The sequence below is a fragment of the Mucilaginibacter sp. SG564 genome (genome assembly GCF_013149275.1).
Lineage (GTDB): Bacteria > Bacteroidota > Bacteroidia > Sphingobacteriales > Sphingobacteriaceae > Mucilaginibacter.
Map to the genome: position 1 here is coordinate 77,289 of NZ_JABGNA010000008.1, position 23,951 is coordinate 101,239.

Here is a 23,951-nt window from a genome sequence, read left to right on the forward strand (position 1 = left end):
ATTTTTGAACATGGCCTGAAAGGTATATGATTGCTTCATTTTTTTCATCGCGGTTCGGATTATACCCGGGTGGCTTCGTAGGTGCTCCATTGCGCAACACCTTTTGGCTCCGCGTTTTTCACTTCGGCGCTTTTAACAGCACTCATCTCTTTATCAAGTTTCTCCGCTGCTTTCAGTTCCGTGGTATAATCATCTGGCAATTTGGTCTGACCATCGGTTTCCTGCACATAATCCAAGGGATTTTCGATGTAAATAAATTCTTTACCCATCCCTTTTATTTCGCCTTCATTCCAGGGTCCGCGAACGGTGCCTTCAGAAAAATTATAAGTTTGTTGCAGATATCTCGGATCAGCAGCCAGCACAGCAGGTGGGAAATTAGGTTGTATACTGTCCAGAGCCGCCTCAAACATTTTATAGTGCGTTACTTCGCGGGTCATCAGGAAAGACAATGTTTGGTGGATATATGGATCGTCGGTAAATTTCATCAGGTGTTCGTAAACCAGTTTGGCTCTTGACTCCGATGCGAGGTTGCTGCGCAGGTCGACGGTTAGGTCACCATTGGAGTGGATATAGGACGCACACCATGGAATACCCTGGCTGTTGCGCGGGGTTACACCACCACCCGTGATCATAACGAACTGTGGGTTGGCTGTTAGTGCCTCGTGGATAATGTTTTCCTTAGCTGCTTTTCCGTTCATTACTTGCATTATCTCTGAATTGTCGGCGGCATCTTTCAACTCGCCGTTAACACCTTTCAGCAACATCTGTATCGTAGCGCCAACTATTTCGAGGTGACTGAACTCCTCCGTGGCGATATCCATCAGCATATCATATTTATCGGGGTGTGGCACTTTGGCGCCGAATGCCTGGGTGAAGTATTGCATGGCCGCGGCCAGCTCACCATTTTCGCCGCCGAATTGCTCCAACAATAAGTTGGCAAAACGCGGATCAGGACGGGATACCCTGGCATTGAATTGTAAAGACTTGACGTGGTGAAACATAATAGTAGATTTTAATGGTGAACTATTACGCTTACAATTTTAGATCCAAAACTATAGTTTTAATTAAATATTTTTTTAAATATGAAAATTAAAACAATTGATATTTAATTCGGTTTAAGTACATACATTTTTCTTGTTGCACTATTCGCGGCGTGCACGGATTAATAAAGCATTATTAAACGATCAATTTTACTATGAATGCAGTATCTCCCTGGCTCTTATCCATTAACGCCCAATTGAACAATTCTGATCTGGAGGCCGTCTATGATCAGGAAGTGTTGGGTTATACCTTTAAAGTTTATTTGATCGGTGATTCCTGCTGGCTCGTTGTAGCATGGCCAAAGGGTAGCCGTATCGCTTTCCGCCTGGCTTATTCGCCCAATGACAAACTGCAGCTTAAGAAAGTCTCTGGAAAAGATAAAAAAATCACTTTCCATATTTCGTCCTTAATAGGCGACTATCAATCTGACCTGGAATTACCTGTCGGGGATCATCCAGTGTTCCGGCTGACAACTACACTTAAAACTTCTGCCCCGCTGTTATTTCCTTATTGGCCCCGTGATATTGCCCCGCTGGGAGCAGCCGGCAGCGATTTTTTAGCCAAAGGCGAGATTAGGATCAGCCAGGTTGGTAACCGGTCAGGCCTGCTTTATTTTAACTTAAGCCAGCCTAAAGCAGGTTCGGCATTATATCTGCAAAACCTGACGGCGCTGGCAGATTATAACCAACAAACAGAAACCTCGGCCGGAGATACGGTAGGTGGTGAATGGCCGGAGATTGGATTTGCTTTACCGCCAACGTTAAAGAATAAAGCGCTTGAGGCCGATAAAAACTACACACTAAGCGATGCCTATATCGCTTTATCAGATGAGGTGCCGGCCGACGAACCAGCTATGGCGAAGCAGTATTTAGATCTGCTGGCAGCTATTTACTTACAACTGCCCAAGCCAACAACTACTTATAAACATTGGCCGGATATCCTGCAAAAAGGATTGACCGACCTGAACGAAAGTCCCGGCTGTTGGAATCAGGTAGATGGGAATCATTATTTGAATGCCTATGTCTGCGATTATGCAACACCACCAGAGATCATGGTTCAATTAGCTGTGCTGTTGCCTTTGCTCGATTATGTGGAATGGAACGACTCACAGTTAGCGATCATGAAAAAGATCAAGGACGGCCTGCCCGCGTTTTATGACGAGAAACTCGGAACCATCATGCGCTGGCACCCGAAAGTGGCGGATACCATGGATGCTGAGGAAGAACATAAAAAGCCCCTGGTTATGGATTCCTGGTACCTGAACCACCCCCTGCTTAACCTGTCAAGGCTGGCGCTTAAGGGTGATCAGGTGGCAAAAAAGCTATTCCTGGATTCCCTGGACTATGCCATTAAAGTGGCCCGTCATTTTAATTATACGTGGCCGGTGTTTTATAAAATGGATACGCTGGAAGTGATCAAGGCCGAAACCCAGCCTGGCAAAGGTGGTGAAAAAGACGTACCCGGGCTATATGCACACGTCATGCTGCAGGCCTGGGAGTTGACCGGCGAAAAACGTTACCTGGCAGAAGCGGAAAAAGCCGCATTAAAACTAAGAGGTCTGGGATTTGAATTATTTTACCAGGCCAATAATACCGCGTTCTCAGCAGGTGCTTTATTGCGGCTTTATAAAGTAACCCAAAAAGAGGTTTATAAAGAATTAAGTTATTTGTGTCTGGCGAACCTGTTTAAAAATGTTCAACTGTGGGACTGTAACTATGGATACGGGCGAAATTTCCCGTCGTTCTTCGCGCTTTTTCCGCTGAACGATGCACCTTATACGGCAGTTTACGAAGAGCAGGAAGTTTTCTGCGCTTTTCATGATTACCTGAAACACGCCGAAGGGCAGGATATCCTGCCGGCTGCACGGCTATTATTAGCCGAATACATCCGGTTTGTAGTTGAGCGGGCAGTGTATTATTATCCGCCGATGCTGCCGAAGGACATGTTGTCAGACGAGGTTAAGACTGGTGAAGTCGACCCGAACCTGTGGGTCGCGCTGGAAGATATGCACGATGGTTGGGAAAAATCCGGCGAAGTCGGTCAGGAGGTTTACGGGGCAGGCAATGCTTTTGGCATTCTGCCGCGCCACTATATGCAGGTAGAAGGTCAGTCATTTATGATCTATACGGATTATCCAACCTATGGCTTTTCACCTAAAAAGCATCGACCTGCAAATTTTAAACTCGCTGGCAACGGCAGGTTGACCAGCCGTGTGATGCTGGTTAAAACCGGTAAAGAAAAAATGCCGGAGTTCGCTGTTACGTTTAAGGGTAGCAAAGAAACGATCAAGGGAAAGAAAACCAAGGAGGGACACCTGGAATTTACTGTTGCCGGTGACAGCGAAATTCATATCGACTGGAAATGAGACTATGAAAAAGAAAATAAATTTATTTGAGCGATTTTCTAACTGGGCAACCACAGCCACCGGCAGTTCGGCAGCCTTTATTATTGCAGCTGTTACAGTCGTTGTATGGGCCATCAGTGGTCCTTTGTTCCACTATTCCGAAACCTGGCAGCTCGTGATCAATACAGGTACCACCATTATTACTTTTTTGATGGTTTTTCTCATTCAGAAATCACAGAACAAAGATTCCAAGGCAGTTCATCTGAAACTAAATGAACTCTTGGCTTCGCATGAAGGAACCAGTAACCGTATGGTTAATATTGAGGATTTGAATGAAGATGAACTGGATCATCTTTATAAATTTTATATCCGGTTATCTGACCTGGCTGAAAGAGAAAGTGACCTGACCCGTACACACTCCATTGATGCTGCAGAGGAAAATCAGAAAAAGAAATCAGGCAATCGCAAAACACGTAAGCAATGAATCAGGCAAAGGTAATCACCGTAATGATTGAGAGCCCGAAAGGATCAAACCAGAAGTTTGATTATGATCCGCTGGAAAAACGTTTTAAGTTAAATAAGATCCTGCCAGCTGGGCTCGTTTTTCCTTTTGATTTTGGTATGATCCCAGATACAAAAGGAGAAGATGGTGATCCGCTTGATATCATCGTAATTTCTGAGGATCCTACTTTTCCTGGCTGCCTGGTGGATTGCCGGATTATCGGGATGTTGATGGTCGAGCAGACTGAACGTAATGGTAAAACAATTCGCAATGACCGGTATGTTGGTATTCCGGATGTATCCCAATTATTTTCAGAGATAAAAAATATAGAGGAATTGCCAAAGATGATCATTGACCAGATTGAAGCTTTTTTTGAAAATTACAATGAGCAAGCGGGCAAGAAATTTAAAGTTACCGCGCGGTTAACCACAAGTCAGGCCATCAAACTATTAAATCAATGAACAGCAAGAGAACCCTGCTTGTGCTGGCCATGATAGTGATATTGATTATCATAATCTGGATAAGTCATCATAAATCAGTAGCCGAGCTGAAGAAGCCGGTTGTCGTTTGCGGCAAGTGAATTAATAAGGAATTAAATCCATTGCAGGATAGTATAGATCCGGTAGATAAGATTCTGATAGAAAATAATGGGCGGTTGAGTTTTTTAATGAAAAAGGTGAAAACCTAACGCCTCAATTGAAAACTTTTCTACGATAACGGATCAGATTTGTGCATTGTAGTACTGGCTGACATCAGGCCCTGTATTGTTTTCAGAAAGTATTCAAGGTCAAACGGCTTACATATGACAGCATCGCAACCAAAGCTCCATAAGTCAAGTCCAGGTTGTACATAAGCGGTAAAAATAATGATCGGGATATGCTGATATTGTGGATGAGCTTTAAGCGTTTGACAAAGCTCGCCGCCGTTACCATCTGATAAGCGATAATCCATAATAATAAGGTCGGGGCGAAAGTCTGCAATGATTGATAAGAAACCTGCACCTTCCATGACGCTTTCTACTTCATACTGTTCGTAAACCAGTACTTCTTCGACAACCTGGATAACATCCAGACTATCATCCAATAACAAAATCTTTTTCATGAGGAGTGCTTGCAGTATGGCGATTAGCTCAAAAAGCTGAAAGCGATAAAGTCGCGCGGAAGAACGGTGGTAATGCACATCTTCGCAAATTGACCGGAATCAGGTCCTCAAACCATACGATTTAAAGATAAGTTTATTTTTTGACTAATTCTATACTTTTTGGAATAGATTTTGCTTTCTAAGAAATACATTTTAATAATAAATAAAACACATCATCATGCCTATTAAAAACAACAACAAGTCTGCAGCAGCAGCCAGTCGTACACCAGAAGCAGAGAGTGCGCTGAAAGAATTATTTATTGATGAGATCAAAGACATCTACTGGGCCGAAAAGCATTTGGCGACAGCGCTGCCTAAATTGATCAAGGGCGCAACTTCGGAAGATCTGAAACAAACCATCACTACGCATTTGGAGGAAACAAAAAACCATGTGACACGTTTGGAAAGTGTATTTGAGTCCATCGGGGAAAAAGCTACGGCCAAAAAATGCCTGGCAATGGAAGGCTTATTAAATGAAGCTACTGAATTGCTGTCTGATACCGATAAAGGTACCGAAGTACGCGATGTAGCGATCATCTCCGCTGCGCAGAAAGTAGAGCATTATGAGATTGCTTCATATGGAACATTGCGCACCTTAGCAGGTACATTGGGTTATAACGAAGCACAAAGTCTTTTGGATGAAACATTGGCCGAAGAAAAAAAAGCTGATAGTTTGTTAACCGGCGTAGCCGAAAATTATGTAAATGAGGCTGCCGCCGCTGAAACTGAATAAATGACACACTTAAAAAAACAGGGCAGCGAAAACTGCCCTGTTTTTTTAATATATCAGAGCTGACGCAAAGGCGCTTTCTGTAATTATAAAACGGTCCTGGAGTGTTTATTAAACCAATTATAAAAAATTACCTTATGCAATTTTTTACTTTTTTTATTGTTTGCAGGCTTTTATCTGCTGAGCTATGACATCGAAATTTAATCGCATCTTACAGCTCGGCTATGGATTTTCCGTATTGATGCTAGCCATAATTGGCTTGTTCGCTTATTTAACAGTAAATAGTCTTTTATTGAGTAATCAGGATGTAGCTCATAGTAACCTCGTAGTTCAGAAACTGGAAAAATTACTCTCGGTTATGAAGGATGCAGAAACGGGACAAAGAGGCTACCTGCTTACAGGCAACCAACAATTTCTGAAACCATACCAGGGCAGTTACCATCAGGCAGAATCGTTAACAAATGAGCTATTTAAGTTAACAAGCGATAATACGCAACAACAGCGTAACCTGGCAAATGTTAAGGGGATATTAACCCACCGTTTGAATAAGCTACAGGAACTCATCGATAAGAAGCAAAGAGGGAGTGCTATTACACCTATGGATCTGCTAGTTGGGAAATCAGCTATGGACGACTTAAGAGGCGCTGTTGATCGCGCTGAGCAGGAAGAGCAAAGGTTGCTTACAACACGGACACAGAGATTACGCGCTTTTGCACAATGGACGCCATCCTTAATTCTGGTCGCTATTATATTCGGCGTATTAATCGCTGCCTACTCTTATATTCATGTATTGCGTGATATCCGGCAAAAAGATCGTCTACGGGCTGATTTGATAGTAAAAGAACAGGAAACAGCGGCTTTTAATGAGGAATTGACCGCTGCAAATGAAGAGATCACGGCGGCGAATGAAGAATTGACGGCTATCAATGAAGAATTGACCAAGGCCAGGCAGGAACTTGCCTCAGCCAACGAAATGTTGGAGCTGCGGGTGGAAGAGCGAACCACAGCTTTGCTGGATAGTGAGCAGGAAACTATGGCACTCAATGAGGAACTGTCGGCGCTTAATGAAGAGCTTACTGCGTCAAATGAGGAATTACAGGCGACGAATGAAGAATTGGCGGAGCATCAACGCCGGCTGCAGGAACTTATTGATGAACTACAAGAAGCGGATAAGCGAAGCGCTAAGTTGGCGGCTATCGTCGAGACTTCTGATGATGCGATCATCAGTAAAAGCCTGGAAGGAATTATCACCAGCTGGAATCAGGGTGCTGAGCGTACATTCGGTTATGCCGAAGCTGAGATGGTGGGAGAGTCGATTCTAAAGTTGATTCCGGAAGAACGTCATCATGAAGAACCCGCTATCATCGCACGTATCAAAGCCCGGGAACGTGTAGAACATTATGAGACCAGACGCCGTACCCGGGACGGGCGCCTGATAGACGTGTCACTAACCATCTCACCGATCTTAGATAAGCAGGGGAATATTATCGGGGTATCTAAGATCGCCCGTGACATATCCGAGCAGAAATTGAACGAACAACGTAAAAACGATTTTATCGGGATGGCCAGCCATGAGCTAAAAACACCGCTAACCTCACTCAGCGTAATGATCCAGGTATTACAACAGAAACTGCGTGAAAGTGAAGACCCTTTTTTACCATCTGTTCTGGATAGGGCAGTACGCCAAACACAGCGGATGACAAGCCTGATTAACGGGTTTCTCAACGTATCACGTCTGGAATCGGGAAAGTTAGTTATAGATAAGGAAGACTTTGATCTCGCTGTTTTGATCAGTGAGCAGGTCGAAGAGATCCGCCCCGCGGCTTCAAGTTATAATTTTATCGTACAATCTTGCGTGCCATTGACAGTGCATGCAGATAGGGAAAAAATCGGATCAGTGATCTCTAATCTATTATCGAATGCGGCTAAATATTCGTTGAGGGCCAGTGAAATCGTGATTGGATGCGAAGTGAAAGATAGCGAAGTTATTGTGAGCGTGCGCGATAAGGGCATGGGAATCCAATCGCAGGATTTACCAAAGCTATTCGAACGCTACTATCGTGTTAACAGTGAGTATACCCGTCATATTTCGGGCTTTGGTGTTGGACTATATTTAAGTGCCGAAATTATTAAACATCATAATGGTCGTATTTGGGTTGAAAGTGAAATAAACTTAGGTTCGACGTTTTATTTCTCACTGCCGTTGGTATGATATCGAAAACACTAAAATAATTATTGCTTTTTTGGGAGCTTTTGATTATTAATAAAACAAAATATGATATAAATACAATAACCATCTTATTATAAGATGGTTATTGTATTTGAGTGACTTGCTATTATCAGCGTTCTATAATTTTTTTACCATTTCCACATGCTCAATGCCATCTTCATCATAAGGATCACCGTCAGGGACAAAGCCGAGAGAATTATAAAACGGAAGGGCATAAGTCTGCTCTCCAATACGTATATTGCCGGGGCTAAATAATTCCCGGCAACTTTGAATTGCCAGTTCCATTACCTTTCTTCCCAAGCCGCTCCCTCGGAAAGCCGGCGAAGTAACCACTCTGCCGATAGCTATTTCCGGATAGGATAAGCCAGCTGGTACCAACCTGCTGTAAGCAGCAAGGGCACCATCGGCAAATAGTAAAAGATGAAAGCATTGCTGATCCTTATAATCTAAGTCCAGGAACGCGCAGTTCTGTTCAACAACAAACACTTCACTGCGGAGGCGTAGGAGTTCGTACAACTCGCCTACATTAAGATCCTGAAAGGCTTTGACTTTATGAGTTAAGTTCATTATGTGTGTTATTAGTAATAACAAAAGTATTTTAAATTGTATTAACTCTTTATGCTCTCATGTAGTTTCGGCGGTGAACCCAACGTATCACGATAGGATACTGTTGACTGCCATTTGTATCCTTTAGCCATATCTTCCGCCATCTTATCAGCTCCTGCTTTTTGGGAATGGATATCGCATTACGAATGATTAAAAGGAAATCCAATTTACTAAACCCAAGTGATACTTTGAAAACCATTTTTCCTATCCTGTAGATATAAAGGGCCTTGTATAAGTCCTGTTTGTATATTTATTATTGATTTTAATAATAAGTATTCAAATTTAATATGGCATCAGTAAAAATTTTCCCTAGACTGGACAAAGCAAATAAGCAAGGTAAGGTACCTATGTACCTTCGTCTAACTAAGAACCGCAAATCTAAATACATCGCTTTAGATGTTTATATCGATCCCAAGCATTGGAACGCACAAACTGGTAAAGTAAAGCCCGGGGCGAAAAATGCAAGTCAAATAAATAGTTTCCTGGCAGCCAAAGGAGCCGAAGCTGAAGCCTTGGCACTGGAAATGGAAACCAAATCCAAATTCATTACGGCTTACGATATTAAGTCTAAGATAATCGGAAAGGCGCCAGCGGAGTTTTTCGGATTTGTGGAGATGCACCGGAAGAACCTGTTGGAGAATTTGAAAATATCAACAATCAGGCAAACTGATGGCGCCATTGAAAAATTCAAAAAATTCTGTAAAAACGAGCAGCTTTTTTTTGATGAGATTAATGTAAAGTTTATACAGGATTACCAGGAGTATTTAAAGGATAAGCTGAACAACCAGGCTAATACGATCCACTCCAATCTTAAAATCATCAGGAAGATCATCCTATACGCAGTGGGGGAAGAGATGATCCCAATGGAAAGGAATCCATTCAATAAAGTCAAGCTTAGAGGTGAAAAAACCAGGAGAGAATTTTTGCTGGATGATGAATTGGAGCGATTGGAAAACCTGGAACTGGTTGAATCGACTATGATTAACCACCATCGGAACTTATATATTTTCAGTGCTTATTCTGGCGGTATAAGAATTTCCGATCTGTTGCTGATGCGTTGGCGAAATTTTGATGGACAGCATCTTTATTTTCAGATCAAAAAGACCAAAGAAGATCTTAGCATCAAGTTGCCCAAGAAAGCGTTATCTATCTTACTATTTTACCGATCCCTGGCTCAAAAGAAATTCGGCGACCAAAATGTTTTACCCGAATATTTCATATTCCCACTACTAAAAATTCGCCCAAATGAAACAGATGAGCTAAGGATATTCAGAGCCATATCTTCAGCTACAGCGTATACCAACAAGAATCTAAGAGAATTAACTAAACGGGCTAAGATAGATAAGCAGATATCATTTCATTCTGCCAGGCATAGCTGGGCGGTAAGAGCATTGCAAAAAGGTATGCGGATCGAATATGTTTCCAAATTAATGGGGCATGCTTCAGTTAAACAAACCGAGGTTTATGCCAAAATACTGAATATGGAGTTGGACAAAGCCATGTCCATTTTTGATAAAAAAGAGCGCAAGATCAGAGCATGAACCACTTATATTCCCTTTCTGCTAAAAAACACCAAAAAGGAATTGCACGGGCCCTGTGAGGATCACAAAAACTGAAAGAAAAATCGGGTGCCCGAAATGTTTTACCTATGTTGTACCTGTAACGAAAAACGCCTTGTAAGTGTCTGACTTACAAGGCGTTGTCTTCATTTTCCGTGATCCCGCTGGGACTCGAACCCAGGACCCCAACATTAAAAGTGTTATGCTCTACCGGCTGAGCTACGGAATCTTTCTTTTAACTTCTTCGATTGTGTTATCGTTTCCGTTTAAAGTGGTGCAAATATAGGAGTATTTGATATATGCCGCAAGTCTTTTTTTGAATTAATTTGCAAGTATTTTTTAAGGCATTCATTGCCAATAAACTATATTTTTAAAATTGCTATTTTACCTCCATTCCCAGCAAGTAAAATCATTTTTCCATGCCTCGCTTTGCTGCAAACGTTGAAACTGGTACTGTCTATCTGTCTCCAGGTGCGACCATCATCCAACGTTATGTTAGTTCCGGAGGTACCCGTAGAAAGAAATGTATCATCTTTAATGAATTCTACGCTTGATTGAAATCCTCCGGGGCCTTGGGCTGGAGCGTTGAAAGCAGGCGGGGGAGTTGTAAAAATGGTGGCAATCGAATCTGTTTTTTTATCCTTTTCATAATCGCCACCAACTATTATGATCTTGTTTTTTTTGATAGCCAAAGAGAACGCCCCCTGACTGGGTTTTGAATGCGTGAGTGGAAGATCGGCATAGTTATATTCAGATTTTCCATTGATAGCGGTGATCATTCTGCTGGCTTTCCCTCCAGATACAATAAATAAGTTTTTGTTATATACCCTGAAACAGGTACCGCTTGCAGCAAAAGCCGCTTCGCCTGATAACGCAGTGGGAGGGTTGGACATATTAGTCCAGCTTTCACCGCCATCCTTAGTCTCCATTAACAAAAATTTATCTTTAATCGGATCTCCAAGAATGTATCCATGCTGTTCATCAGCAAAATCCATGGCGTCAAAAAAATAAGTGGTATCGGTTTTTCGATATTTCTCCTGCCAGGTTTTACCGCCGTCGGTAGTTTTTAGTACTAATGACGGTGTACCGGAGCTCATGATCACCGCTTTTTTGTCTGAAAATGCTTCAATATCTCTAAACTCGGCTTTTTCATAACCTTTTATCTGCTGCCAGTCCCATGTTTTGCCTCCATCATTGGTTATGGCTATATATCCTTTGCTGCCACTTATCCACGCTGTTTGATCATTAACAACAGATAACCCCCGAATACTGGTAGGTTTATCTTGCTGTAAAAGCGTAATACTTTGTGATCGTGCGATTGATGATATAAATAGAAGTGGAAATAAAATGCTGGTAATGAGGTGATATCTTGCTTTCATGGAATCAGATAAAAGAGTACAGTTTTATCCGAAATTAATTTAAATGGCTACAAATGACAATATTTATCAATTTTTATATTATTTAGATGGCAATTTGGTGGAAACGTTTATATTTGCACGCTTGTTAATTAATTGATGCGGATGAAATCCTGAAGCATCAAAGCGATAAGCCCGGATGGCGAAATTGGTAAACGTTGCGGTCTCAGAAGCCGTTGAGAATTGTCTCTTGAGAGTTCGAGTCTCTCTTCGGGCACGCCTGATTTGATTGAGTAGCCTTAAGTAATTATTTAAGGCTACTATTTTTTTAAGGAAAAGCCCAGGTGGCGAAATTGGTAGACGCACCATCTTGAGGGGGTGGCATTCGTAAGGATGTACGAGTTCGAATCTCGTTCTGGGCACAATCAAACACTAACCGTATTTTATTCTTCAATTGTTTTGAACTTATGTTCATAATACCACTGGGATAAAAGTACGCCATCACTCCAGCTTAGTTTACCATCTGCTGCAATTTGCGCCACCAGTATAGACAGCTGATGAAGAATGCCCGGTTTAATATTTTTATCCATGGTTTGTATAACCGAGATCGCGGCTTTTACGATCAGATCGGGCTGAGTTAAATTTAAAGAACCCTCCACCAGTTTTAATTCGGTTAAGAATATAGGGAGAGATGTCCTGAGTTTGTTTTTGATAATATCATCAATGTTTCCTGGTATAATGGAAGTGAAAATATCCGCAAGAGGAGAATCGACAAAGTTTTTGATATTCTCTGTTATCGTAATCCCGATTTGTAACGCTGTTTTGATCTCTGATGGAAGCCCTCCAAAAAGACTTGCAATCTGATTCCAGATCTTTTTTAAAAAGGTGTTTAAGCTCATCGTTTTCTGCTTTCTTTAAGTTTGTTTACGTCTTGTTGCAATACGGCTACCTGTCCCTCCAAAATTTTCAATCTTATTTCATTGACGCGTGCTTGCGTCTCCTGAATGGAGCGGACATCTTTAATGTCGCTTTTTAATTGAAAATAGGTTGTCATTACAGACATAACTATACTGATGGTACTGAGTACAGTTACCAGGATATTTTTAAGGGTAATGCCTTTGATTTCGCGATGTTCTATAGTTGTCATGATTGTTTAAATAAAGCGCTCTCCCTGGCGCGCCGTTTGGTTAATGTGTCACTTGTTATTTTTTTACCCGTTTCGGGATCTGTTATTTTGTTCCACGGAGCAAACCAATCGGCCGCCGAGGCATAATCTTTTTCGTTGAGCTTTTTTAATAAGGTAGAATGTAACAGTGCATTGGTACCCAGGTTATAGGTAAAAGATACCAACGCATCATATTGATTTTGTGTAAGCGGAACAAGCACATAGCTATTCACCGCAGCCTCGTATTTACCAAGCGTGTTTTGTAATAATAGGTTAGCTTGTTCTTCGCTGTTCAGCTTGTCGCTCGGTTTTATTGGCTCACCATTCTGATATCTGGTGGAACCATAGCCTATAGTCCATACCTCTGCAATGTCTTTGTAGGCATGCAGTACCAGTCCCTCGAAACTTTTGATGAGGGCAATGCCATTTTTGCTAATCTTCATCATGATACCGGTGTTATGGTTTTAGCTGTTGTGAATAGGTTTTTGCCCAGGTAAGCAATGCCTGCCGCAAATGCGGTATGCCATATGGTAGTGAAATCAAATGTAAACCGACCTTGCTGAACAGATTCCGCAACAAGCGTAAACACCGCGCTGATTATGGTTACAATTAGGCCTTTAATAAAATCCTGAGTGTTTAGACTTAAAAAGTTTGAAGTTATTTTTTGCATGGTTTATTTTCTAAGGTGATGTAAATACTATCAGTTATAGCACCAGCAGCGTTGAATTTTCGTACGTTATCCAAAGCCGCATGCTCCAGTTTATACTGCCGTCGGCCAACGCAAGAATTGAGCACGACAAGGCCCCCGATAAAAATGATATATCGTTTCATGGTGATTGAGTTTGATGGATTTCTTAAAGAATGAAAGGAATACCCTAATTTGAGAGTATTAGATTAGGGAGATGCTTCTGGTTATTGATACAAGTAGATATCTTTAGTAAAAACTATTGGTAACTAAAATAAAGTAATTTGTGATTATTTAAGCTTGGGAAGGATATTTAATTTTTTTGGAAAGTTTAAAAAATGGGGCTTCGATTAGATTATAAAATATGTATGCTACGATGATACTTGTTATCATTCCACAACTAAAGGCAATAGCCTTTGATGTCAAATTATGTGGTAGAATGGCTCCTAAATATATTACTAACCGACTCCCGATAATATCATGAGTTAAATATAAGGAGAATGATATTTTTGAGAAAAATCTAACAATAACATTAGTCTTTAAGGGTAAGACTAATAATAATATTGTAATTAACCCGGTTATTATTTCTAGTAATCCGTTTTTAAACACCCCTATAATTATAACAGCAAAGCCTAAAAAAATTATTTCCAATAAGCTTTTTAGGCCCTTTGTATATAAGAAATAATATATGCCTAAAACAAAAAAAGAGAACATGCTGAGTAATGAGAGAACCGGAATTTGGATAGATAATGATATTATACAAAGTAACAGTAATGTCAATGCTCCCCACTTTCTTATTATTAATGGAAAAAAAAGAGCTATAAAAATATAATATTGAAACTCAATGCCTAATGTCCAATAAACAGGATTAAGACTCGGACGATTAACAAAACTGTTTAAGTATGCAAAATGTAACAATACGTTTGTCCAGTCTATTTTATACTGTTCTACCCAAAAGATATTAACCAATAAAACCAAGCCTATCGAAATAATATAAGGGGGTTCAATTCTTAGCAATCTTTTATAAATAAATTTGCTGATCATTGTTAAATTATATCCTTTGGGAATAGCCCAACATATTATAAAACCCGATAGAACAAAGAACATTTGAACGCCTAACCACCCAAATTTTAGTAGAGGCATTGCCTTTCCTCCCAAATGGAAAACTGCAACCATCAAAGATGCTATAGCTCTAATATAATCTACCTGTGATATGTGTTTAGGGTAATTTATAACTTCGGACATTTACGAATATATATATTTAACCCAACGTAACAGAATATAAAAGATCAACTCCTCCAAAAAATAATCTATGATTAGACAGAACAGGATCAGCTACGACTACAGTAGCTGCTGCAGGAAGGTTTAAGTTTTGTATATACCCAAAATCTGACGCTGTATACGCTGCGGAGGCACCAAAACTAGCGGTATAAATTCTATTGTTAGGCAAATTAGGATCGGAATCAGCATCAAATACTCCCCCTGAAAATGATTTAATTGTATAAGAAAAATCACCCATATTAAACACTATGACATTTGTGCCTCCATTAGAGAAGATATAAAGTTCATCTAAATTATGAGCATTACGCTTGACTTTTCCTAATCCTTGAAATTGTGGATCAATTATTTGTTGCTTTAAAGCAAAATTTGTTGTATCCAGAATCCCTATACTATTTTGACTTGAAATTACCAATACCTGATTCCGCTCTGTAACCTGATCGAATTCAAAACCCCCACTTAAATAACCTATAGACACTGTATTGTTATTTAGAATCAAAGTTTTTCTATCAATAAATCTAAATATGGAATCATCACCAAAATCATATACCATAATTCGATTATTTGTAAGATTGGGATCTACTCTTATAAGGTTAGTAGAATGAAAACCAGTTATGACATTTGTCCTGGTTAAGGTGATGGTATCGTAAACCCACACTTCGGCACCAGCACATACAAACAACCTATTATTAACAGCATCAATACACATATCTTTGATGCTAGATCGTTGCGGAGTAAGTGGCTTAATAATACTTACCATGGATATATTAAATTTAAAAATAGAGCCATTTATACCTAATAACTGGTCTCCTGATTTATATATTGTTCCCATATCTATGCTACTGCTATTGCTGTTTTAATCCAGTCGGTACTGTTAATTTTTTCATACATTTTATTTACTCCTCTTACGTGCTGTCCAACCAAAGCGGTAGGAAATGCTGTTTGTAAAGTTGCACTTGTTATATCACCACCTGTATCATCAATAGTACCGATGTAGTAATCTAGAATGGAAGGAAAGCTAATTAACTGACGTATCCATTGATTTACTCCTATACACTTATAACGATAATTGCTATCAGCACTTTCCTGACCAATAACTCCCGTAACAGCGGCAACACCTGTTGCCCAATCAGCAGTTGTTAAATTGGTAGGTGCAACAAAAATATTTACTACATCATAGTTTAATATCGGCCCAGTAGCCATCACACTCACTATTTTCTCTGTGGCGTTCCCTTGTAATGTAGGCATAGGGTATCCTACAATAGGCAATGTTTTTTTTAAAAGACTTTCTAAAAACAAGCGGTGACCTAAAACTGTCGGGTGTACCCCATCTGCGCTATGACCTATATTATTAGGATCATATCCACTACTCTTCGGGTCGTATATGGTAACCGGATAGCCTGCAAATTGAGCTACTGCATTTTTTATAGCTGCATTGGCTTCTGCAGTTTTGGTTTTACTTGTAAGTGGGCCTTCTAAAGTATACTCTGAATCTGATTTTTCAGGCACCAGCGCCACAAAAGCAGGTGGGTATATGTTGCAATCACCCAAAAAAGCAATATAATCAATAATGGTTGGCAGGTTATTGAGTGTAGTTATTTTAATTACAGCGTCGGAATACTGACTTTTAATAAATACTGGATACGGAGTTATGCTTTCATCATAATTAAGCCTATCCTGCTGGCCGTTTGTTTTACCGGTTGGTGAATATGTATATACAACGGCACCATTTATAGAAACAGTAAAACCACCCAGTGGATTCGTGCCCGAACCATCATCAGCATAAGTGCCAATAACTAAAGGTGCTCCAGTGCTGCTAAATGCATAGGTAGAGCCTGCGACATTGGAAGATATTCCTTTTGAGGTTGGCCCTTGATTGGGTGTAATATAAGCCGCCTTACCTCCGTGTACGCTGGTATCGTAATCCGTCCATGTTCCCGTTTTTTGCATAAAAGTATAATTTCCTGCATATATCACTTCGGTGAAACTACTTACTAAAGCTGAACTTAAACATCCGAATATCTTGGAACAATTTTTAGCGTTGTCGGCACTTTTAAAATCATTGAAGCCCATCTCGATTACGCTAATAACATTCCTGTTGGCTAGTACCGGCATGTATGCATAATATTGCCTGAGTGCTGAAAAACAATTGGTTGCCGACTGCGCCCGATTATTATAATTTTGCATCCCTGTTTGTTGGGCGAACAAAGCGCCAAAAGGATAATCAGGTAGATTAATGCCATCGCCAGCCGAAATGCTAGTTCCGAATATTTCTACATCTTTACCAGCATTTGTTGGTAAATTTGGATAAGGATCTATTGTTGCATCACCAGATATATCAATCCAATGTGTATCCCCATCGGCATTACTTGTTTTTGCTAACACCTGGCCTGTTGTTCCTCCTGCAGGTATTTTAAACAGTGCATTAAACTGTGTTTGCAATTTGCCTATTGCCTGCAATATAGTATCGGTGGCCAAAACAGCACTGTTAGTTAAAAAACTAATACCTGTTAAAAATGTATTTAGTACCCTGGCCGCCGTAAAATATTTATTCGTTGCACCTTCGGGTACATTATCCGTGCTGCCTGGTGATGCTACGAGCTGGATATAAGTAGATCCGCTCCAACGATATTCAAAATTGGTATCCAGAGTGACGTAAATTTTGCCGGTTTCGCCGGTTAATGGTAATGCTGCATAGCTGGTAAATTCCAACACATCATCTATATAACTGGGTAGTTGAGATGAGGTAACTTTCCCGGAACTGTCTAACCCCGCATAGCCATTTGGCTGATTTTTATTTGCAGGGTTTTCGGGGATGTAACCCGGATCATATACCAAGGCGATTGGTGCGGGCCATATGCCTCCTTGCTTGGGGCCGGATAGGTTGTATGTAGTGGTGTTGATATAAAAATCACCATCAATGCCATCGGTAAGATTTGATGGATTTGTTGAGCCGTGTAATACCGTATTACCGTTCGCACCTTTCAGGCGGACACCGGTTGGCCACGCATTGGTTGTTTTTGGGCCAAATATGTACTGCGTTGCGGTATTATAGTAAAAATCGCCGTTTTGACCAATAGCTGCAGTAGGGTCTGTTGAACCGTTTAGTACACTATTACCTCGCGGCCCAGCCGGACCAGTTTGCATCGAAAATACCTGGCTCCATACCCCTGCCGATTTTTTAAAGAAAATGCCGGTTGTTGTATTGATATACGTATCATTATTGCTGCCAGTGGAAGATCCGGGATTGCTGTTTCCGTATAAAACAGTTCCATCTGTAGTATTATTCCCCTGCGGTAAAATGTATACAACTGTCCAGATGTTAGCGAGCTTTTGTGCAAAGGATCCGTTGTTGGTATTGATAAACACATCACCATTTTTACCCGTATTATTGGGAGGAAGCGTAACGCCAAAAGTAATGTTAGCACCAACAGCTAATTCCGAACTGATAAATTGCAACAGTGTTTCAAACGCGAATTGATAATCGGTGCCGTTTTTTATCAAGATTGAATTGTCGTTCGCGCTAATGGTCGACGCTACTGGTAAATCGCTTATTTTTTTATCGCTTGCCATCAGTTTAAAAATTCGGTTATAGATAACTTATAGTTGTTGTACGCGCCGGGGTAGTTAAAATCTGTTTTATCGATCCCTCTGATGCGTGGGCCGGCTTGCCTGGCACTGTTATTCTTTTCATTATATCGCCACAGCGGGAAGTTCTCTTTGTTCTCCCACAAAAACTTCTCCACCTCATTGGCATGAGCATTGGCTGTGCTGCGTTGCTGCTGTACCAGTTTTACAATGGCGGATGCTGAAAGGGGATCGCCGTTTTCATGATGCTTGATCACCGGCCCGGTAGGTGTATAGTGTATAGCATCGTTTTCAATGAAGCGTGCAAAGGTGAAATAAACAAGTGTCGGGATCAATCCCTCGTAAAATACAATATGCCCATATTGATCAAGATATTCCGCGCCATTCAGCAGATCTTTATATTGCTGCGGTGTTTCATCTTTCAAACTGCCATCGGCATCGAAATAAGTTAGGAAATCATAATAGAACGCATGCCCCAGGAAGGGTTTCAAATCCAGGTCCTGAGCCTTTTTGATGAACACATTGAGACGCTCGGGTTTTATATTTACAGTAATATCCTCGTATTGCTGAAAAGTGGTTTTGTTGATAAGATAGATCATCGGTTTGTTAGTTTATTGGTTCATTGGCTCACTGGTTCATTGTTGAATGGTTTGTTATGGTCATTGAGAATGCCTAATAAACCAATGAACATTTAAGAGATACACATGGCTTCGGCTTCTGCCTGTTTAAAGCCAAATGCATGTACCAGGGTTGCTATTTTGTTTTTAGATGGGATATTTGATAACAACAGATCATTGATACTGCTTCCTGCTTTAACACCAATATTGTCATCGGCAATTAAAGTTGGTACAGGTATGATGTTCCAGTTATCGGCCGGGTTAATATTGATATGAAAGTGACTGAATAGCTCGGCAAATGTTTCGGAAAGTTCCAGTCTGTCGGTTGAGGTATTGTCATTAAATTCAATAATAGCCTCTTTTTTCTCGCTGCCGTTACTCAGTCCTGATGATTTCTCAGAGTTGATGAGCTCTTTGGGTACAGAAAAACCTTTAATGATACGCGCCTCAACCGACCGTTCTGTAGTTTCAAACAGTTTGTCATTATTCTGGATAGGGTAGGCTTTAAACTCCGGTTTTGTGTTTTCATCCTCGTACTCAATAACAATTATTTTCTGAGCACTTTTTGTTCCCTGGAAAGCACCGAGGTCTTTTTCCAGTTGCGATGGTGTGTTTAGTCCGCCATATTCGTCGGCTCCAGGGCGACTATTATCGGCTTCTTCCCGTCGAGCTTGCATAAATAGCATAGTCGATGGTAGAAAGCCCGTAGTAACTTCGCGATTGTTGAAAATCTTGATGCCGGCCTCGGTCTCAAAATCTTCCCAAACAGAATCAGCCTCAATCAAAGGGTAATCATCCACCTCGGGGTTAAAATATAAGAGCTGGCCTTTATAATGCTCCCAGCCACCAGCATTGGCAACCTGTTGTGCAATCACTATTGGATCGGGATTGTATTTATCCAGGAAAGTGATCTTGCTGCGCATGATGTTTTTCCAGGTTTTACGGCCCCAGTCTGAGTACAGCGCGTATTTATCGGCGGTATCCACATTATCCGTATCACCCATGCGTATATCCTCAAACTTTACATAGTTTATGGATGATATCTTAAAGTTGGCGTTATAGTTTACATGGATTCCAAAACCGGTGAACAGGGCTTTATCAGTGGCTAAGGCTTTTAATAGTTTAGCTAAGGTCAAGCCTTTTTCGTTCACCATTTGTTTACCCAGATCTTTCCCTTCAAAGCCGTTACCGTTTATAAATTTCGCCCTTTTGTTCCAGCAGTCTTTTGCTGTTGGCGAAGCGGCTACCAGCCCCAGCATTCGCTGCGGATAGGCATTGTCCAGGTCATAGTTCAGAATGCCGTAGGTTTGGTTTGGCCGAACCAATATTCGCCGTTCAATTTGTGGCAGATAGGTTTTCATAGGCTCCCCTTACCCCCTGAAGGGGGAGTTAGCGAACTAACCCCTTTTACTTTTTTGGTATTTTGGTCGCCTATTTCTTGCCCCTGCTTTTTAGCACTCCCTTCAGGGGGCTGGGGGGCAAACAGACTTATTATGTGCGGGTACTTTTCCAAATACCATTCTGCTTCTTCATCGCTGGTATTGTCATTATCATGCACTGCCGCCGAGCCTGGGGCGAACTGATGCTTACCGGGTTTTAGGATATATTTTTTGGTCATAAGATCATTAGTCATTAGGTCATTAGTTTGAATTGATGAATTTGATGGTCATTAGCCATTTTATAATGACTAATGACCGAATGACGCGATGATTATGCGGCTACCAAAGCCTCTAACGCCGCGATTGTACTGGCGTAGGTTGCTGTGCCACTTTGAGGAGCTATTGATACAGCGCGTGGAGGATATGGTTCCTTCAGCTTATCCGGGTTGGTGAGTTTTAGTTTGTAGCCACCATCCAGTGTTTCATCTGCAGCATTGCGTTCCGCATCGGTCAGGATCAATCCGTTCACGGCCCCAAAAAGCTCAATGGCCGAGTCGCTCGATTTGTAATTGTTAACCGTAATGGCGCAAACCCTGCCGTAACCCATAGCGGTTAACTGTGTTTTGATATCGACTGATAAGCCGGCGATGTTAAAATCGATCTCCTCGGTATAGCGCGGACCGACCTGTGTTTTGGCCAGTTTGGATGTAGTGCCAAAACTGTTGTTGGTGCCTTCAAACTTGTAAACTTTGGCCGCGCTAACCGCTGTTAAACCGGTAACGATAAGCGGATTGGTGATATCATAAGTTAGTGCAATATCATCCTGGTTAAAGATGTAAACCACATCCTCGATACCCGCGGTGATAGGTTCGGCTATACCCAGCTTAAACCCCGCATTTATTTTATTATAAATTGACATACTTTTAATTAGTGAATTATTGATTTATTGAATTAGTGATTGAGGGTAGTTATTGAATTATTGATTTATTGAATTAGTGATTGGGTTTAGGTTTTTAATTATTGAATTGTAATAGAGATTTTTTTCATTCACTAATTCAATAAATCAATAATTCAGCAATTGCGCAGCGCGCTTATGCGCTTAGGTAGAACAGTTCGTTAGCAAATTTGTAGTTTACGGCGGCCTTCATGCGGGCCTTCATGCGTACTACGTTGTCGTTGGTGTAGGGCTTCATGTAAACGGTTGATAGTTCGGATGCATCCCCCAATAAGTCGACCCCTAAGAACAGATTTGAGGAACGGGCACCCAGGATGGTGTTGGCCTGCCAGTGATTCATCAATTGTAACGGTAAACCCAGGTAATCCATCTTTTTAGGATCTGTGAAGGCATTGAGTACATTAACCGCTTTATCTGCCTGTGCCTGGGCGTAGGCATAACCTACGTGTAAAGGGATCTGCAGGTTAAAGTCGGATTGGCTACGGTCGGCTGGATCCAATTGTGCATAAATACCGGCTAAAACACCCAGTACGTTGCTGGCATTGATGTAGCTAACTGTTGCCGCGGTTGACGTACCTGTAAAGGTGGCCGGTTTGCGGGTGTTTACTTCGTTAAAGTTTCGCACCAACTTAAAGGTTGTAGCACCGGCTACTTTAATAAAGTACGATTGTCCCTGAACATTGATGCCTGTTGCTCCATTGGTCGTATCCTTGCTGCTGCCGGTTACGCCGGTGATGGTTACTACATCGCCATCACGCAGGGAGGCTGTACTGGTCACGGTTACTATACCTGATGCGTCGATAGCCGTCGCGGCCATAGAGGTGGCTGATTTGCCCAGATCAACTTTATAAACTCCAGACGCGGCAGCTATGGTTGGTAGTAAACCAGCGAAATCGGCGGTGAAGGCAGCTTCTTTGGTAGCGCTTTTGCCCAGCCAGTACAGGCGCTCGTTGGCTATCTGTATTTTGGTTAAATAGCGCTGTACCATAAAGTCGGACAGGTCGACAATACCTTCATAATCCATAAAGGCGCCTGGTTTTAAGGCCTGTGCCTCCCATGACTGGGCCAGTTTATCCCATTGTTCCTGTTTCATGAATTCGTACACTACCGGGTCAAGGTAGCTTTCGGTTTGCTGAGCGGTTGTACCCTGATCGGTAAACAGACCGGATGGGTTTTGCAGTACCACGTCGTCATCAACATCAAGTATAACCTTGCGCGATTTGACGTCGTTAATTACGGTGAGCAGGCCACGCTTTACGGAATCGGCTTCCAGCAGCGTGCTTGCCATGAACCCGGCCAGCGCTTCGCCGGCATAGGTGTTGTTAGTGAATGTAAATTGAGCCATTTTTTACTCTGGTTTGTGTTTTGTGTGGCGTGTTGCCGGTATATGATTGTGTTTTTAGTAGTTATGTTTTCCTCGAACCTCGTTCCCCGAAACTGGTAACGAATTATTTCCCTATCGCTTTTTTAACCGCGTTCTTAGCTATTTCGCTTTGCGGGGCGAAGAATGGGGTTGCTTCGGCTTTTGCTTTGTTGCTGCGTTTGGAGCCTTCGGGTGTAAAGGTCGATTTGATCTCGTTTTTAACCTCCACGCGTGTTTTTTGCAGACTGTTGTTGGCTGTTTCCAGGGCTGCTTTGGCTTCGCTTAACAGCGCGTTTTGGGCGTGAAGCCTGGCTTTGAGTTGCTGTACTCGATTTTCCACATCGAGAGGCCTTTTTGACGATCTCAGTTTATCATCAGGCAGATCATCATCCTCGTCATCAATATTGGTTTCGCAGGGACTTACCTTTTGCACCTGGCCTTTTTGCACGGTTACTTTTTTGCCTTCGGCAGTGGTGTAGGTATCGGCCGGGGCAGGGGTGGTCATGTCTTCGTCCTGGTATACTTCGGTGCCCTGGTCTATGTCGCCAGCATGATGCAGGGTGCCTTTGTCGGTAATGGTTTGCTTGTTCACCACTTTTTTAAAGAAGTTCATAATCTTATCCAAAACCGAAGTGGTTTTCTCGATAAGTTCTCTGTTTTCGATGTTCATGTTGTTTTTATTGTTTAAGATTTTGTTAATGCATCGCTGGTAAACCGCAGGGGCGGTATCGGTGTATTTTTGGATAAGGGCGCTGTTGGTAATGGGCGAATTGTAATCGTCAATGCGGTCAATAAAACCCAGATCAAGGGCCTGGTCGGCAGTCATCCAGGTAACGGAATTGATGAGGCTGTTGATGGTGATCCCGTCTAGACCAGATTTATCCATGTAGATCTGTGCCAGGCGCGATTGTACCACATTGAGCATCTGCACATCTTTTAAAAGCTCATCGGCATTACCGCCCGAGCCTACCATGGGTTTGTGGATCATGAGCAGGGCATATTTGCTCATCACCACCTGCTGGCCGCCCATGGCCACAACCGAAGCTGCCGAGGCGGCCAGCGCATCAATATAAGTAGTTACCTTGCCTGGATATTTTTTTAGCAGATCATAAATGGCGATGGCGTCAAACGCGCTGCCGCCTACCGAACTGATGTGTACGTCTACATCGGCGCCGGCTGCAGCCTCCAGTTGTTGCTGGATGTAAGCTGATGATAAGGTGCCCGAACCTATACAGTCGGTTTCGGTATCATGTAAATAAATTTTGTAGCTCATGTTGTTGAGATATTAGGTGTGAGTGTTGTCTGAATCAGAATTTACAGGATTTTAGAATGGACAGAATAATTCTGTGAATTAATGAATTCTGAAAATTCTGATTCAGACAGGAGTTTTTGAAGATGTGCCATTATTAAATGT

25 protein-coding genes and 3 tRNA genes are annotated in these 23,951 nt (G+C 41.7%); 9 read left to right on the plus strand and 19 right to left on the minus strand.

All coding sequences use genetic code 11. The annotated features are described in order from the left end of the window. Positions 1 to 59: 59 nt before the first annotated feature. Positions 60 to 1,001 carry a manganese catalase family protein gene (locus tag FHW89_RS18770; protein ID WP_172336588.1) on the minus strand — a complete coding sequence of 314 codons (942 nt, stop codon included), beginning with the start codon at positions 999 to 1,001 and terminating at the stop codon, positions 60 to 62. Between the two features lie 194 nt (positions 1,002 to 1,195). Here FHW89_RS18770 and FHW89_RS18775 point away from each other — a divergent pair, with 194 nt between their 5' ends. From FHW89_RS18775 to FHW89_RS29000, 4 genes are read left to right on the plus strand one after another with little or no spacing between them, the layout of a single operon-like run. Beyond that, a complete protein-coding gene (locus tag FHW89_RS18775) occupies positions 1,196 to 3,406 on the plus strand; it encodes a hypothetical protein (RefSeq protein ID WP_172336589.1) in 2,211 nt (736 codons plus the stop codon). A gap of 4 nt (positions 3,407 to 3,410) precedes the next feature. Next, on the plus strand, positions 3,411 to 3,869 hold the full coding sequence (locus tag FHW89_RS18780; protein ID WP_172336590.1) for a low affinity iron permease family protein: 459 nt from the start codon (positions 3,411 to 3,413) through the stop codon (positions 3,867 to 3,869). Next, positions 3,866 to 4,348: an inorganic diphosphatase gene (locus FHW89_RS18785; RefSeq protein WP_172336591.1), complete on the plus strand. Its 483-nt coding sequence runs from the start codon at positions 3,866 to 3,868 to the stop codon at positions 4,346 to 4,348. The genes FHW89_RS18780 and FHW89_RS18785 overlap by 4 nt, the downstream gene beginning before the upstream one ends. Continuing rightward, positions 4,345 to 4,467 carry a hypothetical protein gene (locus FHW89_RS29000; protein ID WP_256367807.1) on the plus strand — a complete coding sequence of 41 codons (123 nt, stop codon included), beginning with the start codon at positions 4,345 to 4,347 and terminating at the stop codon, positions 4,465 to 4,467. Before FHW89_RS18785 ends, FHW89_RS29000 begins: the two co-directional genes overlap by 4 nt. 128 nt (positions 4,468 to 4,595) lie before the next feature. Here FHW89_RS29000 and FHW89_RS18790 read toward each other — a convergent pair whose 3' ends face one another. Then, positions 4,596 to 4,988 (minus strand): PleD family two-component system response regulator, encoded by a 393-nt coding sequence (locus FHW89_RS18790; protein WP_172336592.1) that lies wholly within the window; start codon positions 4,986 to 4,988, stop codon positions 4,596 to 4,598. Between the two features lie 217 nt (positions 4,989 to 5,205). Between FHW89_RS18790 and FHW89_RS18795 the strand changes: the two genes are divergently transcribed. Continuing rightward, positions 5,206 to 5,760, plus strand: a complete 555-nt coding sequence (locus tag FHW89_RS18795; RefSeq protein WP_172336593.1) for a ferritin-like domain-containing protein — start codon at positions 5,206 to 5,208, stop codon at positions 5,758 to 5,760. A 184-nt stretch (positions 5,761 to 5,944) separates the two neighbouring features. Continuing rightward, positions 5,945 to 7,969 (plus strand): CHASE3 domain-containing protein, encoded by a 2,025-nt coding sequence (locus tag FHW89_RS18800; RefSeq protein ID WP_172336594.1) that lies wholly within the window; start codon positions 5,945 to 5,947, stop codon positions 7,967 to 7,969. A 135-nt stretch (positions 7,970 to 8,104) separates the two neighbouring features. Here the strand turns inward: FHW89_RS18800 and FHW89_RS18805 are convergent, their stop codons facing one another. Further along, a complete protein-coding gene (locus FHW89_RS18805) occupies positions 8,105 to 8,554 on the minus strand; it encodes a GNAT family N-acetyltransferase (RefSeq protein ID WP_172336595.1) in 450 nt (149 codons plus the stop codon). A 326-nt stretch (positions 8,555 to 8,880) separates the two neighbouring features. Here FHW89_RS18805 and FHW89_RS18810 point away from each other — a divergent pair, with 326 nt between their 5' ends. Further along, the gene (locus tag FHW89_RS18810) at positions 8,881 to 10,134 is read left to right on the plus strand and encodes a site-specific integrase (protein ID WP_256367808.1); all 1,254 of its coding nucleotides are present in this window, start codon (positions 8,881 to 8,883) and stop codon (positions 10,132 to 10,134) included. A 174-nt stretch (positions 10,135 to 10,308) separates the two neighbouring features. On the opposite strand, the gene FHW89_RS18815 is transcribed toward FHW89_RS18810, so the two are convergent. Beyond that, positions 10,309 to 10,381 (minus strand) — tRNA-Lys (locus FHW89_RS18815). A gap of 133 nt (positions 10,382 to 10,514) precedes the next feature. After that, a complete protein-coding gene (locus FHW89_RS18820; protein ID WP_172336597.1) occupies positions 10,515 to 11,531 on the minus strand; it encodes a YCF48-related protein in 1,017 nt (338 codons plus the stop codon). 169 nt (positions 11,532 to 11,700) lie between these two features. On the opposite strand from FHW89_RS18820, the gene FHW89_RS18825 reads away from it, so the two are divergent. Both FHW89_RS18825 and FHW89_RS18830 read left to right on the plus strand, forming a co-directional pair. Beyond that, a tRNA-Leu gene (locus FHW89_RS18825) sits at positions 11,701 to 11,784 on the plus strand. A gap of 61 nt (positions 11,785 to 11,845) precedes the next feature. Beyond that, positions 11,846 to 11,929, plus strand: a tRNA-Leu gene (locus FHW89_RS18830). 21 nt (positions 11,930 to 11,950) lie between these two features. Here the strand turns inward: FHW89_RS18830 and FHW89_RS18835 are convergent. The 14 genes from FHW89_RS18835 to FHW89_RS18900 form a co-directional block, all read right to left on the minus strand. Then, positions 11,951 to 12,406 carry a hypothetical protein gene (locus FHW89_RS18835; RefSeq protein ID WP_172336598.1) on the minus strand — a complete coding sequence of 152 codons (456 nt, stop codon included), beginning with the start codon at positions 12,404 to 12,406 and terminating at the stop codon, positions 11,951 to 11,953. Further along, complete coding sequence (locus FHW89_RS18840; protein ID WP_172336599.1) at positions 12,403 to 12,654, minus strand: hypothetical protein; 252 nt, start codon at positions 12,652 to 12,654, stop codon at positions 12,403 to 12,405. The genes FHW89_RS18835 and FHW89_RS18840 overlap by 4 nt, the downstream gene beginning before the upstream one ends. Continuing rightward, positions 12,651 to 13,118: a lysozyme gene (locus FHW89_RS18845; RefSeq protein WP_216650626.1), complete on the minus strand. Its 468-nt coding sequence runs from the start codon at positions 13,116 to 13,118 to the stop codon at positions 12,651 to 12,653. The genes FHW89_RS18840 and FHW89_RS18845 overlap by 4 nt, the downstream gene beginning before the upstream one ends. Then, complete coding sequence (locus FHW89_RS18850; protein ID WP_172336600.1) at positions 13,115 to 13,342, minus strand: hypothetical protein; 228 nt, start codon at positions 13,340 to 13,342, stop codon at positions 13,115 to 13,117. Before FHW89_RS18850 ends, FHW89_RS18845 begins: the two co-directional genes overlap by 4 nt. Continuing rightward, positions 13,330 to 13,503, minus strand: coding sequence for a hypothetical protein (locus tag FHW89_RS18855; RefSeq protein WP_172336601.1), 174 nt, complete (start codon positions 13,501 to 13,503; stop codon positions 13,330 to 13,332). The genes FHW89_RS18850 and FHW89_RS18855 overlap by 13 nt, the downstream gene beginning before the upstream one ends. A 148-nt stretch (positions 13,504 to 13,651) precedes the next feature. Further along, the gene (locus FHW89_RS18860; protein WP_172336602.1) at positions 13,652 to 14,602 is read right to left on the minus strand and encodes an acyltransferase; all 951 of its coding nucleotides are present in this window, start codon (positions 14,600 to 14,602) and stop codon (positions 13,652 to 13,654) included. 16 nt (positions 14,603 to 14,618) lie between these two features. Further along, entirely contained in the window at positions 14,619 to 15,467 is an 849-nt protein-coding gene (locus FHW89_RS18865) for a hypothetical protein (RefSeq protein ID WP_172336603.1), read from the minus strand. A gap of 2 nt (positions 15,468 to 15,469) precedes the next feature. Continuing rightward, the gene (locus FHW89_RS18870; protein WP_172336604.1) at positions 15,470 to 18,208 is read right to left on the minus strand and encodes a hypothetical protein; all 2,739 of its coding nucleotides are present in this window, start codon (positions 18,206 to 18,208) and stop codon (positions 15,470 to 15,472) included. Then, positions 18,208 to 18,822 (minus strand): hypothetical protein, encoded by a 615-nt coding sequence (locus tag FHW89_RS18875; RefSeq protein WP_172336605.1) that lies wholly within the window; start codon positions 18,820 to 18,822, stop codon positions 18,208 to 18,210. Before FHW89_RS18875 ends, FHW89_RS18870 begins: the two co-directional genes overlap by 1 nt. Before the next feature lie 92 nt (positions 18,823 to 18,914). Beyond that, positions 18,915 to 20,201 (minus strand): hypothetical protein, encoded by a 1,287-nt coding sequence (locus FHW89_RS18880; RefSeq protein WP_172336606.1) that lies wholly within the window; start codon positions 20,199 to 20,201, stop codon positions 18,915 to 18,917. Beyond that, entirely contained in the window at positions 20,198 to 20,473 is a 276-nt protein-coding gene (locus FHW89_RS18885; RefSeq protein WP_172336607.1) for a hypothetical protein, read from the minus strand. The genes FHW89_RS18880 and FHW89_RS18885 overlap by 4 nt, the downstream gene beginning before the upstream one ends. Before the next feature lie 77 nt (positions 20,474 to 20,550). Then, positions 20,551 to 21,138 (minus strand): hypothetical protein, encoded by a 588-nt coding sequence (locus FHW89_RS18890; protein WP_172336608.1) that lies wholly within the window; start codon positions 21,136 to 21,138, stop codon positions 20,551 to 20,553. A gap of 172 nt (positions 21,139 to 21,310) precedes the next feature. After that, positions 21,311 to 22,519 (minus strand): hypothetical protein, encoded by a 1,209-nt coding sequence (locus FHW89_RS18895; protein WP_172336609.1) that lies wholly within the window; start codon positions 22,517 to 22,519, stop codon positions 21,311 to 21,313. A gap of 103 nt (positions 22,520 to 22,622) precedes the next feature. Further along, positions 22,623 to 23,810 carry a head maturation protease, ClpP-related gene (locus FHW89_RS18900; RefSeq protein WP_172336610.1) on the minus strand — a complete coding sequence of 396 codons (1,188 nt, stop codon included), beginning with the start codon at positions 23,808 to 23,810 and terminating at the stop codon, positions 22,623 to 22,625. Positions 23,811 to 23,951: the final 141 nt, after the last annotated feature.

Coding starts and splice junctions, on each gene's coding strand:
- FHW89_RS18770 (WP_172336588.1), bottom strand. CDS start 1,001: ATGTTTCACCACGTCAAGTCTTTACAATTCAATGCCAGGGTATCCCGT.
- FHW89_RS18775 (WP_172336589.1), top strand. CDS start 1,196: ATGAATGCAGTATCTCCCTGGCTCTTATCCATTAACGCCCAATTGAAC.
- FHW89_RS18780 (WP_172336590.1), top strand. CDS start 3,411: ATGAAAAAGAAAATAAATTTATTTGAGCGATTTTCTAACTGGGCAACC.
- FHW89_RS18785 (WP_172336591.1), top strand. CDS start 3,866: ATGAATCAGGCAAAGGTAATCACCGTAATGATTGAGAGCCCGAAAGGA.
- FHW89_RS29000 (WP_256367807.1), top strand. CDS start 4,345: ATGAACAGCAAGAGAACCCTGCTTGTGCTGGCCATGATAGTGATATTG.
- FHW89_RS18790 (WP_172336592.1), bottom strand. CDS start 4,988: ATGAAAAAGATTTTGTTATTGGATGATAGTCTGGATGTTATCCAGGTT.
- FHW89_RS18795 (WP_172336593.1), top strand. CDS start 5,206: ATGCCTATTAAAAACAACAACAAGTCTGCAGCAGCAGCCAGTCGTACA.
- FHW89_RS18800 (WP_172336594.1), top strand. CDS start 5,945: ATGACATCGAAATTTAATCGCATCTTACAGCTCGGCTATGGATTTTCC.
- FHW89_RS18805 (WP_172336595.1), bottom strand. CDS start 8,554: ATGAACTTAACTCATAAAGTCAAAGCCTTTCAGGATCTTAATGTAGGC.
- FHW89_RS18810 (WP_256367808.1), top strand. CDS start 8,881: ATGGCATCAGTAAAAATTTTCCCTAGACTGGACAAAGCAAATAAGCAA.
- FHW89_RS18820 (WP_172336597.1), bottom strand. CDS start 11,531: ATGAAAGCAAGATATCACCTCATTACCAGCATTTTATTTCCACTTCTA.
- FHW89_RS18835 (WP_172336598.1), bottom strand. CDS start 12,406: ATGAGCTTAAACACCTTTTTAAAAAAGATCTGGAATCAGATTGCAAGT.
- FHW89_RS18840 (WP_172336599.1), bottom strand. CDS start 12,654: ATGACAACTATAGAACATCGCGAAATCAAAGGCATTACCCTTAAAAAT.
- FHW89_RS18845 (WP_216650626.1), bottom strand. CDS start 13,118: ATGATGAAGATTAGCAAAAATGGCATTGCCCTCATCAAAAGTTTCGAG.
- FHW89_RS18850 (WP_172336600.1), bottom strand. CDS start 13,342: ATGCAAAAAATAACTTCAAACTTTTTAAGTCTAAACACTCAGGATTTT.
- FHW89_RS18855 (WP_172336601.1), bottom strand. CDS start 13,503: ATGAAACGATATATCATTTTTATCGGGGGCCTTGTCGTGCTCAATTCT.
- FHW89_RS18860 (WP_172336602.1), bottom strand. CDS start 14,602: ATGTCCGAAGTTATAAATTACCCTAAACACATATCACAGGTAGATTAT.
- FHW89_RS18865 (WP_172336603.1), bottom strand. CDS start 15,467: ATGGGAACAATATATAAATCAGGAGACCAGTTATTAGGTATAAATGGC.
- FHW89_RS18870 (WP_172336604.1), bottom strand. CDS start 18,208: ATGGCAAGCGATAAAAAAATAAGCGATTTACCAGTAGCGTCGACCATT.
- FHW89_RS18875 (WP_172336605.1), bottom strand. CDS start 18,822: ATGATCTATCTTATCAACAAAACCACTTTTCAGCAATACGAGGATATT.
- FHW89_RS18880 (WP_172336606.1), bottom strand. CDS start 20,201: ATGAAAACCTATCTGCCACAAATTGAACGGCGAATATTGGTTCGGCCA.
- FHW89_RS18885 (WP_172336607.1), bottom strand. CDS start 20,473: ATGACTAATGATCTTATGACCAAAAAATATATCCTAAAACCCGGTAAG.
- FHW89_RS18890 (WP_172336608.1), bottom strand. CDS start 21,138: ATGTCAATTTATAATAAAATAAATGCGGGGTTTAAGCTGGGTATAGCC.
- FHW89_RS18895 (WP_172336609.1), bottom strand. CDS start 22,519: ATGGCTCAATTTACATTCACTAACAACACCTATGCCGGCGAAGCGCTG.
- FHW89_RS18900 (WP_172336610.1), bottom strand. CDS start 23,810: ATGAGCTACAAAATTTATTTACATGATACCGAAACCGACTGTATAGGT.